At 71.5% G+C, this 14072-nt stretch carries 10 protein-coding genes; 9 read left to right on the forward strand and 1 reads right to left on the reverse strand.

Annotated elements, in window-relative coordinates:
- Positions 1-207 precede the first annotated feature (207 nt).
- Both OG241_RS34680 and OG241_RS34685 read left to right on the forward strand, forming a co-directional pair.
- Complete coding sequence (locus tag OG241_RS34680) at positions 208-3879, forward strand: glycosyltransferase (protein ID WP_405821018.1); 3672 nt, start codon at positions 208-210, stop codon at positions 3877-3879.
- Entirely contained in the window at positions 3876-5381 is a 1506-nt protein-coding gene (locus OG241_RS34685; RefSeq protein WP_405821020.1) for a DUF5719 family protein, read from the forward strand. The genes OG241_RS34680 and OG241_RS34685 overlap by 4 nt, the downstream gene beginning before the upstream one ends.
- A gap of 45 nt (positions 5382-5426) precedes the next feature.
- On the opposite strand, the gene OG241_RS34690 is transcribed toward OG241_RS34685, so the two are convergent.
- Complete coding sequence (locus OG241_RS34690) at positions 5427-5876, reverse strand: metallopeptidase family protein (RefSeq protein ID WP_319292691.1); 450 nt, start codon at positions 5874-5876, stop codon at positions 5427-5429.
- Between the two features lie 270 nt (positions 5877-6146).
- Here OG241_RS34690 and OG241_RS34695 point away from each other — a divergent pair, with 270 nt between their 5' ends.
- From OG241_RS34695 to ahcY, 7 genes are all read left to right on the forward strand, one after another.
- Positions 6147-6566: a DUF3499 domain-containing protein gene (locus tag OG241_RS34695; protein WP_405826578.1), complete on the forward strand. Its 420-nt coding sequence runs from the start codon at positions 6147-6149 to the stop codon at positions 6564-6566.
- A 178-nt stretch (positions 6567-6744) separates the two neighbouring features.
- Positions 6745-8112, forward strand: coding sequence for a phosphomannomutase/phosphoglucomutase (locus OG241_RS34700; protein WP_405821022.1), 1368 nt, complete (start codon positions 6745-6747; stop codon positions 8110-8112).
- A gap of 323 nt (positions 8113-8435) precedes the next feature.
- Positions 8436-8606 (forward strand): Trm112 family protein, encoded by a 171-nt coding sequence (locus OG241_RS34705; protein WP_405821024.1) that lies wholly within the window; start codon positions 8436-8438, stop codon positions 8604-8606.
- Positions 8607-8635: 29 nt separating this feature from the next.
- Positions 8636-9775, forward strand: coding sequence for an SIS domain-containing protein (locus OG241_RS34710; protein ID WP_405821026.1), 1140 nt, complete (start codon positions 8636-8638; stop codon positions 9773-9775).
- A 106-nt stretch (positions 9776-9881) separates the two neighbouring features.
- Positions 9882-11033, forward strand: coding sequence for a mannose-6-phosphate isomerase, class I (gene manA / locus OG241_RS34715; protein ID WP_405821028.1), 1152 nt, complete (start codon positions 9882-9884; stop codon positions 11031-11033).
- Between the two features lie 174 nt (positions 11034-11207).
- Positions 11208-12185, forward strand: coding sequence for a cation diffusion facilitator family transporter (locus OG241_RS34720; RefSeq protein WP_405821029.1), 978 nt, complete (start codon positions 11208-11210; stop codon positions 12183-12185).
- A 270-nt stretch (positions 12186-12455) separates the two neighbouring features.
- Positions 12456-13913 (forward strand): adenosylhomocysteinase, encoded by a 1458-nt coding sequence (ahcY, locus tag OG241_RS34725; protein ID WP_405821031.1) that lies wholly within the window; start codon positions 12456-12458, stop codon positions 13911-13913.
- The last annotated feature ends 159 nt before the right edge of the window (positions 13914-14072 follow it).

Genomic DNA, 14072 nt, shown 5'->3' on the forward strand with positions numbered 1-14072 from the left:
CGGGTTCCACGTAACGCAGTACACGACGCAGCACACAACGCAACGCACGACGCAACACAGCGAACGGCCCGTCGCGGGTGGTTGTCCACAGGCGGCGGGCCGCCGTGCTGCCCAGCCGATAGTGTGGCTGCTCGTCCGAGACGCCCCGCCGCTCACATCAGGGCACAGGCGTCCACCGCAGTCCACCGAACCGGGGCCCGTACCTCGATGTCCGCGCACAGCCACACGGCAGCCGACTACGGCACTGCCACCACGCCCGAGTTCCCGCGTCACGTGGTGACCGCGGTACTCGTCTCCCACGACGGCGCCCGCTGGCTGCCCGAGGTGCTCGCCGGGCTGCTCGGGCAGGAGCGCCCGGTGCAGAACGTCATGGCGGCCGACACCGGCAGCGCGGACGACTCCGCCCAGCTGGTCACCGACGCCCTCGGCGCCGACCGCGTCCTGCACCTCGCCCGCCGCACCGGCTTCGGCCAGGCGGTCGAGGAGGCCAACCGCACCGCGCCCGTCCTCACCCCGGACGAGCTGACGTACCTGAAGCGCCCCAGCGGCTGGGACCCCGTCACCCGCAGCTGGCGCGACGACGCGTACGACATGCCGGAGCTACCCCACGGGGAACCGGTGCAATGGCTCTGGCTGCTCCACGACGACTGCGCCCCCGACCCGGACGCGCTGGCCCAACTGCTGCGGGTCGTGGAGAGCGAGCACGAGCTGGGCCGCGACGACATCGCGGTCGTCGGCCCCAAACTGCGCGGCTGGTACGACCGCAGACAACTCCTCGAAGTCGGCGTGACCATCGCCGACTCCGGCCGCCGCTGGACCGGCCTGGACCGCCGCGAGCAGGACCAGGGCCAGCACGACCACGTCCGCCCGGTGCTGTCCGTGTCCACCGCGGGCATGCTCGTACGGCGCGACATCTTCGACGAACTCGGCGGCTTCGACCGCCGGCTGCCTCTGATGCGCGACGACGTCGACCTGTGCTGGCGCGCCACCGCCGCCGGCCACCGCGTCCTCGTCGCCCCGGAGGCGGTCGTACGGCATGCCGAGGCGTCCTCCCGCGAGCGCCGCACCGTCGACTGTGTGGGCCGTACCTCCGCGTCCCCGCACAAGGTCGACAAGGCCGGCGCGGTCTACACCCTGCTCGTCAACAGCCGTACGGCGAAGCTGCCCTGGGTGCTGCTGCGCGTGATCCTCGGCACGATGGTGCGCATGGTGGCGTATCTCGTCGGCAAGGCCCCCGGACAGGCCGTCGACGAGATCCGCGGCCTCCTGGGCACTCTGCTGCGACCCGAGCGGATCATCGCCGGACGTCGCCGACGAGGCGTTTCCCAGATCGACAAGGGCGAGCTGCGAGCCCTGTTCCCGCCGCCCGGCGCGACCGTGCGGGCCACCATCGAACAGGCCGCGGGCGACCTCCTCGGCCGCTCCGACCCCGAAGTCACCTCAGGGGCCGGCCGGCACGGCAACGCCGTGGAGTCCGGGCCCGGCGGCGACGACGCCGACTTCCTCGAGGTCGAGCAGTTCGTCCGCCTCAAGCGCATCGCCCGCAAGCCCGGGCCGGTGCTCTTCCTCGTACTCCTGCTCGTCTCACTCGTCGCCTGCCGCGAACTGCTCGGCGGCGGTGCCCTCGCGGGCGGTGCCCTGCTGCCCGCCCCGGCCGACTCCGCCGACCTATGGGCGCGCTATCTGGACGCCTGGCACCCGGTGGGCGTGGGCGACACCTCGTCGGCGCCCCCCTATCTGGCGCTCGTCGCGATGCTCGCCTCCACCCTGTTCGGCTCGACGGGCCTCGCGGTCACCGTCCTGCTGATCGCCTCGGTGCCGCTGGCCGGCTTCACCGCGTACTTCGCCTCGCGCCCGCTCGTCGAATCACGGCTCCTGCGCGCGTGGGCGGCCGTCGTCTATGCCTTCCTGCCCGCTGCAACCGGCGCACTGGCGGGCGGCCGGATCGGCACCGCCGTACTCGCCGTCCTCCTCCCGCTGATGGCCCGCGCGGGCATCGCGGCCAGCGGCCTGACACATGCGTCGGGAGCACGCGGCAGCTGGCGCGCCACCTGGGCGTACACGCTGCTGCTGACGATCACCACCGCCTTCACCCCGATCGTGTGGCCCATCGCCCTGCTGCTCGGCCTCGCGCTCCTCGTCGTACGGCGGGGCGAGATCACCGCCTACGGGCTGCGCTTCCTGGCCCAGTTCGGTGTGCCCCTGCTGGTCCTCGCCCCCTGGTCGCTGTCCCTGCTCCCGTTCGGCTTCTTCCAGGAAGCCGGCCTGGAGTACGGGTCCGGCGCCGCCGGCGCCCTCGACCTCCTGAGCGCCAGTCCGGGCGGCCCCGGCACGGTCAGCGGGCTGATGCTCATCGGCGTCGTGCTGGCCGCACTGGCCGCCCTGCTGCGCACGGAGCGTCAGTTCGGCATCTGGACCGCCTGGACGGTGGCCCTGGTGGCGCTCGTCTTCGCGGTCCTCTCCAACAGTTCCGCCTGGGCCGGGCCCGCCACCCTCGTCTACGGCCTCGCCCTGCTGGCAGCCGCCGCCCTCGGTGCCGACGGGGCACGCTCGCGCGTGGCCGAGCAGAGCTTCGGCTGGCGTCAGCCGGTCGCCGCCCTGATCGCGTTCGCCGCCGCGGCGGGCCCGCTGCTCCTGGCCGCCGGCTGGATGATCCGCGGCGCCGACGGCCCACTGGAACGGCGCGACCCGGTCCAGGTGCCCGCGTTCGTCGCCGAGGAGAGCGGCACCCGCGACCAGGCCCGCACCCTGGTCCTGGCCAGCGACTCCACCGCCCGCGTCGGCTACACCCTCGTCCGCGGCTCCGGTGCCCGCCTCGGTGACGGCGAACTCGCCGCCCAGAGCGGCGAGAACGCGTCGCTGGACAAGGTCGTCGCCAACCTCGTCGCAGGCTCCGGCGCCGACCAGGCCGACGAACTAGGCGGCTTCGCCGTGCGCTACGTCCTCGTCCACCGGGGAGCCCCACGCCAGATCAGCCGCATCCTGGACGCCACGCCCGGCCTGAGCAGGCTCAGCCAGCAGGAGGGCGGCGCGCTGTGGCGCGTCGACCAGGAGGTCTCGCGCGCCGCCATCGTCCCGGCGTCCGGCTCCGGCGCCGCCCAGCCCGTCGCCTCCGGCCCCGCCGACATCCACACCACGATCCCGGCCGGCTCCGGCAGCCGTGTCCTGCGCCTCGCCGACTCCGCCGACGAGGCCTGGACGGCCACGCTGGACGGCGAACCCCTCACCCCCACCACCCTCGACGGCTGGGCCCAGGGCTTTGAGCTTCCCTCCTCCGGAGGGAAGCTGGACGTCACCTTCGACACCCCGATCGGCCACACCGCCTGGCTGTGGACACAGGGCGCGCTCGCCGTCGTCCTGGTCGTCATGGCCCTGCCGGGCCGACGCCGGGACGTCGACGACGACCTACCCGAGGAAGAGCGCGAGATCCCCGCCCAGACAGCCACCGGCGACGGCCGCCGAGCCCGCCGTCTGCGCGCCCAGGCCGACGCGGACCAAGCCGAACAGAGCGACGACCAGGCCGAGTTCCCCGCCGACACCGGCACCCCTCCGGCTCCGGAGGAGGCTCCGGCCGCGATCCCGCAACAGCAGCCGTACGGCGACGAATGGAACACCCCGGCCTACCCGGGCACGCAGTACGACGGCTACAACGCCGACCAGTACCAGAACGCCCAGCAGTACCCACCGGGCACCTACGACCCGGCGTACCAGGGGGATCCGTACCAGAACGGCCAGTACGACCCGTACGCGTACGGCGGTTCGCCGCAGACGACGGCGTACGACCAGACGTACACCCAGGGTTACGACCCCGCGTACGACCCGGCGCAGCCACAGCAGCCCCACCCGCAGGGTGAGCGCCCCGACGGGAGCCAGCAGTGAACCGCACCACCATCTCCCTGATCGCCGGCACGACCGTGCTCGCCGCCGTCACCGGGTTCGCCTCGCTCAACACACCGGACGCGGCCGACGCGGGCACGGCGAAAGCAGCCGCCCAGCTCCCCGTGGAGCGCACGAGCCTGCTCTGCCCGACTCCCAGTACGTCCGACCTCGCGGAGACGACGTACACGTCCTTCACTCCCGTCACGGAGGGCACCGCGAGCGGCGGCAAGGCCGAACTGGCCGCCGCCACGGCGGAGTCGGCGACCGGAGCGAAGGGGAAGGGCAAGGGCAAGGGCAAGGCGAAGACGGTCAAGCCCGTCCTCACCCCCAAGGAGCCCGGCAAGCCCGTCACCGGGGACACCTCGGGCGGTGACTCGCCCGCACTCGTCGGCACCGCCGAGGGGAAGTTCGCGCCGGGCTGGACCGTGCAGGAGACCACCGAGGTCGCCGCGGGCACCGGACGCGGCCTACTGGGCGTCAACTGCACCGTCCCGGACACCGAGTTCTGGTTCCCGGGCGCCAGCACCGCCGCCGGCCGCACGGACTACGTGCATCTCACCAATCCGGACGACTCCGCCGCGGTCGTCGACATCGAGCTGTACGGCAAGGACGGCACCCTCAAGTCCGAGGTGGGCGAGGGCATCACGGTCCCGCCGCTCGGCAGCGAGCCGATCCTGCTGTCCACGCTCGCCGACGGACCGCAGCCCGACCTCACGGTGCACGTGAGCGTGCGCAGCGGCCGGGTCGGCGCCGCCGTCCAGGCCCTGGACGCCAAGACCGGCGGCGACTGGCTGAGCGCGTCCACCGAACCGGCGGGCAGCCTGGTGCTGCCGGGCATCCCCAAGGACGCCACCTCCGTACGGCTGATCGCCTTCACGCCCGGCGAAAGCGACGCCGACCTGAAGGTCCGCCTCGCCTCCCCAACCGGCCTGATCACCCCGGCGGGCAACGAGACGCTGCACATCAAGGCGGGCATGACGGCCGCCGCCGACCTCGGCGACCTCACGCGCGGCGAGGCGGGCTCCCTGGTCCTCACCCCGACCGACAGGTCGGTGCCGTTCGTCGCCGCCCTGGAGGTCGTACGCGGCAAGGGCGCCAAGCAGGAGACCGCTTTCATCCCGGCCACGGGCCCGGTCTCCGCGCGTGCGACGGTCGTCGGCAACACCGCCAAGGGCACCACGCTCTCCCTGACCGCCCCGGGGGGCGCCGCCGAGGTCAAGGTCACGGCGTCCGCGGGCAGCGAGGGCGGTACGGCGGCGACGAAGACGTACACGATCAAGGGCGGCACCACCCAGGACGTCGAACTCCCCGTCCCGGCCGGCCTGAAGGGCACGTACGCGCTGACGGTCGAACGGGTCTCCGGGGGAGACGTCTACGCCTCCCGGACCCTCGCGGCCCCGTCGGAGGGCGTGCCGGCCTTCACCATCCAGACGCTGCCGGACGACCGGGGGACGGTGGCGGTACCGGACGCGGAGCAGGATCTTTCGGTCCTGCAGAAGTGATCGACGGACGGAAGCGATCGCCCCGGGGAGGGGCGATCGGCTCTGTCATTCCTCGCCGTACCGCGGGTCCACGGTGTCCGGGGTGAGTCCCAGCAGTTCGGCGACCTGCTCGACGACGACCTCGTGGACCAGTGCCGCACGTTCGTCGCGGCCCTTGGTCCGGATCTCGACCGGGCGGCGATAGATCACCACGCGCGCGGGGTGACCCTCACGGGCGGGAATCGTGCCCCCCAAGGGGACTGCCTCCTCCGCCCAGGCCTCGGGCGGGCCTTCGAGCTGGGGCACTTCGAGGACCAGGAAGTCGAAGTCCGAGAGCTGCGGCCACCGACGCTCCAACCGCTCCACGGAGTCCTGCACCAGATCCGCGAACGCCTCGGCACGGCTCGCGGAGAGCGGAACCTGCGGCGGCGCCACGGGGCCGCGCATGCCACGGCCGTGGCGATCACGGCGGCGGGGCCCGGGGCCTGCGGCGCGGGGCGGTACGGGGTTGTCCATCACTGACGAAGCGTAGTCCCCGCGACCGCCGCACGGGTGCCGGGCACGCCTGCCACCGACTGACACAGGATGATCATTCAAGCCAAGGTTGGGCTCGATTTCGTACATCCTCCGACGGTCAAAATCAGGGCAATTAGCATAGTTTTTACCAACTAAGGATCGGTTTCAGGGTTGTTCGGCATCTCGTTACCCGATGTCGCCCCAGGTCAACGAGTTGTTCCGGAAGCCCTGTGTGGGCGGTTTCACAGCACGACACGGGAGAGTGGCCTGCTGGGGAGTCGTCGCGGCCCGCTCAAGAGTGCGGTACCGTCCAACGTCGTGAGCCCTGTACGTCGCTGTTCGCGCACCGCTTGCGGCCGTCCGGCCGTCGCGACGCTGACGTACGTCTACGCCGACTCGACCGCGGTCCTCGGCCCCCTCGCGACCTACGCCGAACCCCACTGCTACGACCTGTGCGCCGAGCACTCCGCACGCCTCACCGCGCCACGCGGCTGGGAGGTCGTCCGGCTCCTCGACGCCTCCGCTCCCGCACGGCCCAGCGGAGACGATCTGGAAGCGCTTGCCAACGCGGTCCGTGAAGCGGCCCGTCCGCCGGAGCGGGCGGCCGACGGCGGCAGGGCACGCACCGCGGACCCGCGCGAGGTCGCACGCCGCGGACACCTCAGAGTCCTGCGCTCACCGGACAACTGAGCCCACAACCACGGCTTCCCACCACGACTTCGTACAACTCGCCGACGTCGGCGCCGCCTTGGCGGGCACGGTCGCCCCGGCACCCGGACATCCGGGCGTACGGGCGAGGCGCCACGCAGTGGGGATGTCAGTGAGGGCGGGTAGTTTGGGGCGACCGATTGTTCCAGAAGGGGTGGCCGTGTCCGCAGACCTGTCGCAGCTCGTGAAGGCGTACGACGTACGTGGTGTGGTCCCGGACCAGTGGGACGAGCCGCTGGCGGAACTGTTCGGTGCCGCCTTCGTCCAGGTGACCGGGGCGGACGCGATCGTGATCGGACACGACATGCGACCCTCGTCGCCCGGCCTGTCGCGGGCCTTCGCGCGCGGAGCGGCGGCACGCGGCGTCGACGTGACCGAGATCGGACTGTGCTCCACGGACCAGCTCTACTATGCGTCGGGCGCCCTCGACCTGCCCGGCGCCATGTTCACCGCCTCGCACAACCCTGCCCAGTACAACGGCATCAAGATGTGCCGGGCAGGCGCCGCACCGGTCGGCCAGGACACGGGCCTCACCGACATCCGTGAACTGGTCGAATCCTGGCTGGACTCGGGCACACCGGAACCCGAACCCGTCACCCCGGGAACGATCACACAGCGGGACACGTTGGAGGACTACGCGGCGTACCTCCGCTCGCTCGTCGACCTGACCTCCATCCGCCCCCTGAAAGTCGTCGTCGACGCGGGCAACGGCATGGGCGGCCACACCGTCCCCACGGTCTTCGCCGGCCTGCCCCTCACCCTCGTCCCCATGTACTTCGAGCTGGACGGCACCTTCCCGAACCACGAGGCCAACCCGCTCGACCCGGCCAATCTCGTGGACCTCCAGAAGCGTGCCCGCGAGGAGAACGCCGACCTGGGCATCGCCTTCGACGGCGACGCGGACCGCTGTTTCGTGGTCGACGAACACGGTGACCCGGTCTCGCCGTCGGCGATCACGGCCCTGGTGGCCTCCCGTGAACTCGCCCGGAACGGCGGTTCCGGCACGGTGATCCACAACCTGATCACATCCTGGTCGGTCCCGGAGGTCGTCCGCGAACAGGGCGGCACACCGGTACGCACGCGCGTGGGCCACTCCTTCATCAAGGCGGAGATGGCCCGCACGGGCGCGATCTTCGGCGGCGAGCACTCCGCGCACTACTACTTCAAGGACTTCTGGAACGCCGACACGGGCATGCTGGCCGCCCTGCACGTCCTCGCCGCGCTCGGCGGCCAGGACGGCCCCCTGTCGGCCCTCGTCGCCCAGTACGACCGGTACACCGGCTCCGGCGAGATCAACTCCACCGTGGCCGACCAGACAGGCCGCCTGGCCGCGATCAGGACGGCGTACGAGGGCCAGGAGGGCATCGAGATCGACGAGCTGGACGGCCTGACGGTCACCGCGGCGGACTGGTGGTTCAACGTCCGCCCGTCCAACACGGAACCCCTGCTCCGCCTGAACACGGAGGCCCGCGACAAGCCGACGATGACAAGGATCCGCGACGAGGTACTGACCCTCATCCGATCCTGACCAACACCATCCAGCCCGTCCGGCGCTTGAGGACAAGGCCCCTTCAGGGCCGGCTTGCTTCCCACCCACCCGCACCCACCAGCCCCGGCGGCACCTTTCCAGCGCAGGCCCGCACCCCCAGCCCGTCCGGTGTTTGAGGACGAGGCCGTTCAGGCCGACAGCGGGGGTCTGGGGGCACAGCCCCCAGGAACAGGATGGGACGGGTAGGGGCGGCGGGGGCGAAAAACCACACCCCCGCCCTCACCCGCTCCACCCCCGACACCCCGCCCCCCACGGCGGTACCCTGACCAGGCCACATCAGCGCACCCCCGAAGGGACACCACATGCCGCTCGAAGCCGGCCTCCTGGAGATCCTCGCCTGCCCGGCCTGCCACGCTTCCCTCAAGGAGCAGGACACCGAGCTGATCTGCACCGGCCAGGACTGCGGTCTGGCGTACCCCGTCCGGGACGGAATCCCCGTACTGCTCGTCGACGAGGCCCGCCGCCCCGCGTAAGCCCGCCCCGGCGATCGGAGGTGCCACCCATGCTCGACGAATCGCTGCTCGACGCCCCCGAGGCGTTGGCGGACGCAGACCGCCGCGGCCTCCTGCGCGGTGCGGCCGAAGCGGGCGCCCGCGTCCGCACCGCCGCCCGCCACGCGGCAGAGGCGGGCATCAACAACCTGAAACCGGACGGCCGACCCCGCGCCGTCCTGATCGCGGGCCCCGGCGCGGCCGCGACCTGCGTCGCCGACCTCCTCGGCACCCTCGCCGGCGCGGCCAGTCCCGTCACCCGCCTGGCCCCCACCGGCGTCGCCCCCGCGGCAGGCGCCCTGCGCTGGGAGCTGCCGGGCTGGGCCGGCTCCGTGGACCTGCTCCTGATCGCGACCCCCGACGGCACCGAACCGGGCCTGTCCCTGCTCGCCGAGCAGGCGTACCGCCGCGGCTGTACGGTCGTCGCCGTCGCCCCCGACGGCACCCCGCTCACCGAGACGGTGCGGGGCGCGGCCCACGGCCTGTTCGTACCGATGGCGACCGCCCCCTACGACCAGCAGGAGGCGGACCAGCCGCCCGCCGCGTCTGCCCCCGGCGTCCTGTGGGCGCTGCTCACCCCGCTGCTGGCCATCCTCGACCGCACCGGCCTGCTCAGTGCTCCGCCGGACGCCCTGGAGAAGGTCGCCGACCGCCTCGACCACATCGCCGAACGATGCGGTCCGACCGTCGCGACGTACAGCAATCCGGCCAAGACGCTCGCCGTCGAACTCGCGGACATGCTGCCGGTGATCTGGACGGAGGGGACATCGGCCGGGCCTGCGGGCCGCCGGTTCGCCGCCGCCCTCGCGGAACTCGCAGGCCGCCCCGCGCTCACCGCCGAACTCCCCGAGGCGCTCGCCGCGCACGGTGCCCTGCTCGCGAGCCGGCTCACCGCCGGCGCCGACCCCGACGACTTCTTCCGCGACCGAGTGGACGAGGCGCCCGCCCTGCACGCGCGCGTGGTCCTGCTCCGCGACCGCCCGACCGGCGGCCTCAGTGCCGCCCCCGCCGCCCGCGAGCTCGCCATCGGCCACGACACGGCGATCAGCGAGCTCGAACCGGAGGAAGGCGCCGAACTGGAGACCCTGGCGGAACTGATCGCCACCACGGACTTCGCGGCGGTGTACCTCGCACTGGCCGCCGGCACCTGATCCGAACGACAGAGAACAGCCGGGACGCCCCCGCCCCGACCAGTCTCACCCTCATCCTGATCCTGATCCTCACCCACCTTCTCCACCTGCGCGCAGAAAGACCGGTATGGACCGCCTCGACAACACCATCCGCCCCTACGCCTGGGGTTCCACCACCGCCATCGCGGAACTCCTCGGCATCGAGCCGACCGGTGAACCGCAGGCGGAGATGTGGATGGGCGCCCACCCCGGCGCCCCCTCGCGCACCGGACGCGGCACGCTCGTCGAGGTCATCGACGCGGACCCGCAGGGCGAACTCGGCGCGGCGGCCGTCGCCAAGTTCGGCCCCCGCCTCCCCTTCCTCCTCAAGATCCTCGCGGCCGGCGCCCCCCTCTCCCTCCAGGTGCACCCCAACCTCGCCCAGGCGAAGGAGGGTTACGAGGACGAGGAGACCCGCGGGATCCCGGTCGACGCCGGGCACCGCAACTACAAGGACGCCAACCACAAGCCCGAACTGATCTGCGCCCTCACCGAGTTCGACGGCCTGTGCGGCTTCCGCGACCCCTCGCAGACCGCCGACCTCCTGGCAGGCCTGGATGTCGACTCCCTCAAGCCGTACGTCGACCTGCTGCGCGCCCACCCCGAGGAGGCGGCGCTGCGCGAGGTCCTGACGGCCGTACTCAGCGCCGACCGCGAGGACATGGCCCGCACGGTCACCGAGGCCGCGGCCGCCTGCGCCCGTCTCGGCGGCGACTACGCCCCCTACGCGGACATCGCCCAGCACTACCCGGGCGACCCCGGCGTCATCGCCGCCATGCTCCTCAACCACGTCCGACTCCAGCCGGGCGAGGCCCTGTTCCTCGGCGCCGGCATCCCGCACGCCTACCTCAACGGCCTCGGCGTCGAGATCATGGCCAACTCCGACAACGTCCTGCGCTGCGGACTGACCCCCAAGCACGTCGACGTCCCCGAACTCCTGCGCGTCGTCCGCTTCGAGGCGAGCGGCCCCGGCGTACTGCGCCCGGAGGCCTCCCCTGACGGCGAGGAGGTCTACGAGACCCCGATCGACGAGTTCCGCCTGTCCCGCCACGTCCTCCCGCAGGGCGCGCCCGCCCGCGACCTCACCCTCCCGACCCCGCAGATCCTGCTCTGCACGGCCGGCTCCGTCCGTACCGGAGACATCGAACTCGCCCCCGGGCAGTCCGTCTTCGTACCGGCGAACGAAAAGGCCGAGGTCGCCGGCTCCGGAACGGTGTTCAGGGCGACAGTCGTCGTCTGACACCACCCGGAAACCCGGCGGCCGGAGACTGCCCGAGCACATCCCGGGCACTGGTTGCCGGGGGCCGTGTGGCAGCCTGGCCGGTTGTTGTCGGAGGGGGCTGCAACAATGACCCACCGGCAAAGGGCGGGCAAAGCCCGGGACAGCGAACGTACGAAGGGACAACGCGAACACATGAGCGCGTCAGGCGGCACCAGGGCGATCGTGGCGGCACTCGGCGCCAACCTCGCGATCGCGGCAGCGAAGTTCGTGGCGTTCCTCTTCAGCGGTTCGTCGTCCATGCTCGCCGAGTCCGTGCACTCGCTCGCCGACTCCGGCAACCAGGGCCTGCTCCTCCTCGGCGGCAAGAAGTCCCAGCGCGAGGCGACCCCCCAACACCCCTTCGGCTACGGCCGCGAGCGGTACATCTACGCCTTCCTCGTCTCCATCGTGCTCTTCTCGGTCGGCGGCATGTTCGCGATCTACGAGGGCTACGAGAAGATCAAGCACCCGCACGAGCTCGAACACTGGTACTGGCCCGTGGGCGTCCTCCTCTTCGCGATCATCGCCGAGGGCTTCTCCTTCCGTACGGCCATCAAGGAGTCCAACCCGCTGCGCGGCAACGAGTCCTGGAAGGACTTCGTCCGCCATGCCAAAGCCCCTGAACTGCCCGTCGTCCTCCTGGAGGACCTCGGCGCGCTCGTCGGCCTGGTCCTGGCCCTCGGTGGCGTCGGCCTCGCCCTCGCCACCGGCGACGGCGTCTGGGACGGCATCGGCACTCTCTGCATCGGCATCCTGCTCATCCTGATCGCCCTGGTGCTGGCCGTGGAGACCAAGTCCCTGCTGCTGGGCGAGGCCGCGGGCCCGGAAACGGTCGTGCGGATCGAGAAGGCGATCGTCGACGGCGACACCGTCACCGGCATCATCCACATGCGCACGCTCCACCTCGGCCCCGAGGAACTCCTGGTCGCCGCCAAGATTGCAGTCCAGCACGACGACACCGCCGCCGAGGTGGCCACCGCGATCAACGCCGCCGAGTCCCGCATCCGCGCCGCCGTCCCGATCGCCCGCGTCATCTACCTCGAACCGGACATCTACAGCGACAGGGACGCCGCCAAGGGTCCCGACCGCGAGGCCACCCCGGGCGGCCCGGCCCAGCCCGCCGCCCACTGAGTTCCCCTCCGCTCGGTGTGGATCTGTCCTGATGTGTTCGCGGGCGGACTGGGGGCGGCCGGGCCGACAGGTGTAGCTTGGGACGGAGCCAGACGTCGCTGCTGATGGCGGTCGGGCGGTCCCACCGCGGACCGGCCGAGGGAGAGAGGGCCTCCGACGGACTGCGCTGCGCGTACCCGGGCATGCCTGTGCCCTCTGCGGGCACCCCTGTGTCCGCCGCCGCGCAGAACAGCCGTACCCACCTCACCCCATCTTGAGGAGCAGCCCGTAATGACGACTGTCGACAGCCGACAGGACTTCAAGGTCGCCGATCTCTCCCTGGCCGAGTTCGGCCGCAAGGAGATCACCCTCGCCGAGCACGAGATGCCCGGCCTGATGTCCATCCGCCGGGAGTTCGCCGCCACCCAGCCGCTGGCCGGCGCCCGCATCATGGGCTCGCTGCACATGACCGTGCAGACCGCTGTCCTGATCGAGACCCTGGTCGCCCTGGGCGCCGAGGTCCGCTGGGTGTCCTGCAACATCTTCTCCACCCAGGACCACGCGGCCGCCGCCATCGCGGTAGGCCCGAACGGAACCCCCGAGAACCCGCAGGGCGTCCCGGTCTTCGCCTGGAAGGGCGAGACCCTGGAAGAGTACTGGTGGTGCACGGAGCAGGCTCTGACCTGGCCGAACACCCCCACCGGCGGCCCGAACATGATCCTGGACGACGGCGGCGACGCCACCATGCTCGTCCACAAGGGCGTCGAGTACGAGAAGGCCGGCAAGGTCCCCTCGGCCGACACCGCCGAGTCCGACGAGCACCGTGTCGTCCTCGAACTCCTCGACCGGACCATCACCGAGGGTTCGCAGAAGTGGACCCAGATCGCCTCGGAGATCCGCGGCGTGACCGAGGAGACCACGACCGGCGTCCACCGGCTGTACGAGATGCAGCGCGACGGCGCCCTCCTGTTCCCGGCGATCAACGTCAACGACGCCGTCACCAAGTCGAAGTTCGACAACAAGTACGGCTGCCGCCACTCCCTGATCGACGGCATCAACCGCGCCACCGACGTCCTCATCGGCGGCAAGACCGCGGTCGTCTTCGGCTACGGCGACGTGGGCAAGGGCTGTGCAGAGTCCCTGCGCGGCCAGGGCGCCCGCGTCATCGTCACCGAGATCGACCCGATCTGCGCGCTCCAGGCGGCGATGGACGGCTACCAGGTCGCGACCCTCGACGAAGTCGTCGACAAGGCCGACATCTTCATCACCACGACCGGCAACAAGGACATCATCATGGCCTCGGACATGGCCAAGATGAAGCACCAGGCGATCGTCGGCAACATCGGCCACTTCGACAACGAGATCGACATGGCCGGCCTGGCCAAGGTCCCGGGCATCGTCAAGGACGAGGTCAAGCCGCAGGTCCACACCTGGAAGTTCCCCGACGGCAAGGTCCTCATCGTGCTGTCGGAGGGCCGCCTGCTCAACCTGGGCAACGCCACCGGTCACCCGTCGTTCGTGATGTCCAACTCCTTCGCGGACCAGACCCTGGCCCAGATCGAGCTGTTCACCAAGCCCGACGAGTACCCGACCGACGTCTACGTGCTCCCCAAGCACCTCGACGAGAAGGTCGCCCGTCTCCACCTCGACGCGCTCGGCGTGAAGCTGACGACGCTCCGCCCGGAGCAGGCCTCGTACATCGGGGTCGAGGTCGAGGGCCCGTACAAGCCGGACCACTACCGCTACTGAGCGACCCAGCCAGTGGTGAGCACGTCAGCGCACTGACGCGCCCACCACCAGCAGGACCTCCGAGGCAGGCCCCCGCACCCCCGTGCCGGGGGCCTGCCCCTTTGCCGAGGCTCAGTCAGAGTCTCGGAGTCTCAAGCGACAGTCCGAAAATCCCAGGAC

The organism is Streptomyces sp. NBC_01390 (genome assembly GCF_045040105.1).
Classification (GTDB): Bacteria; Actinomycetota; Actinomycetes; order Streptomycetales; family Streptomycetaceae; genus Streptomyces.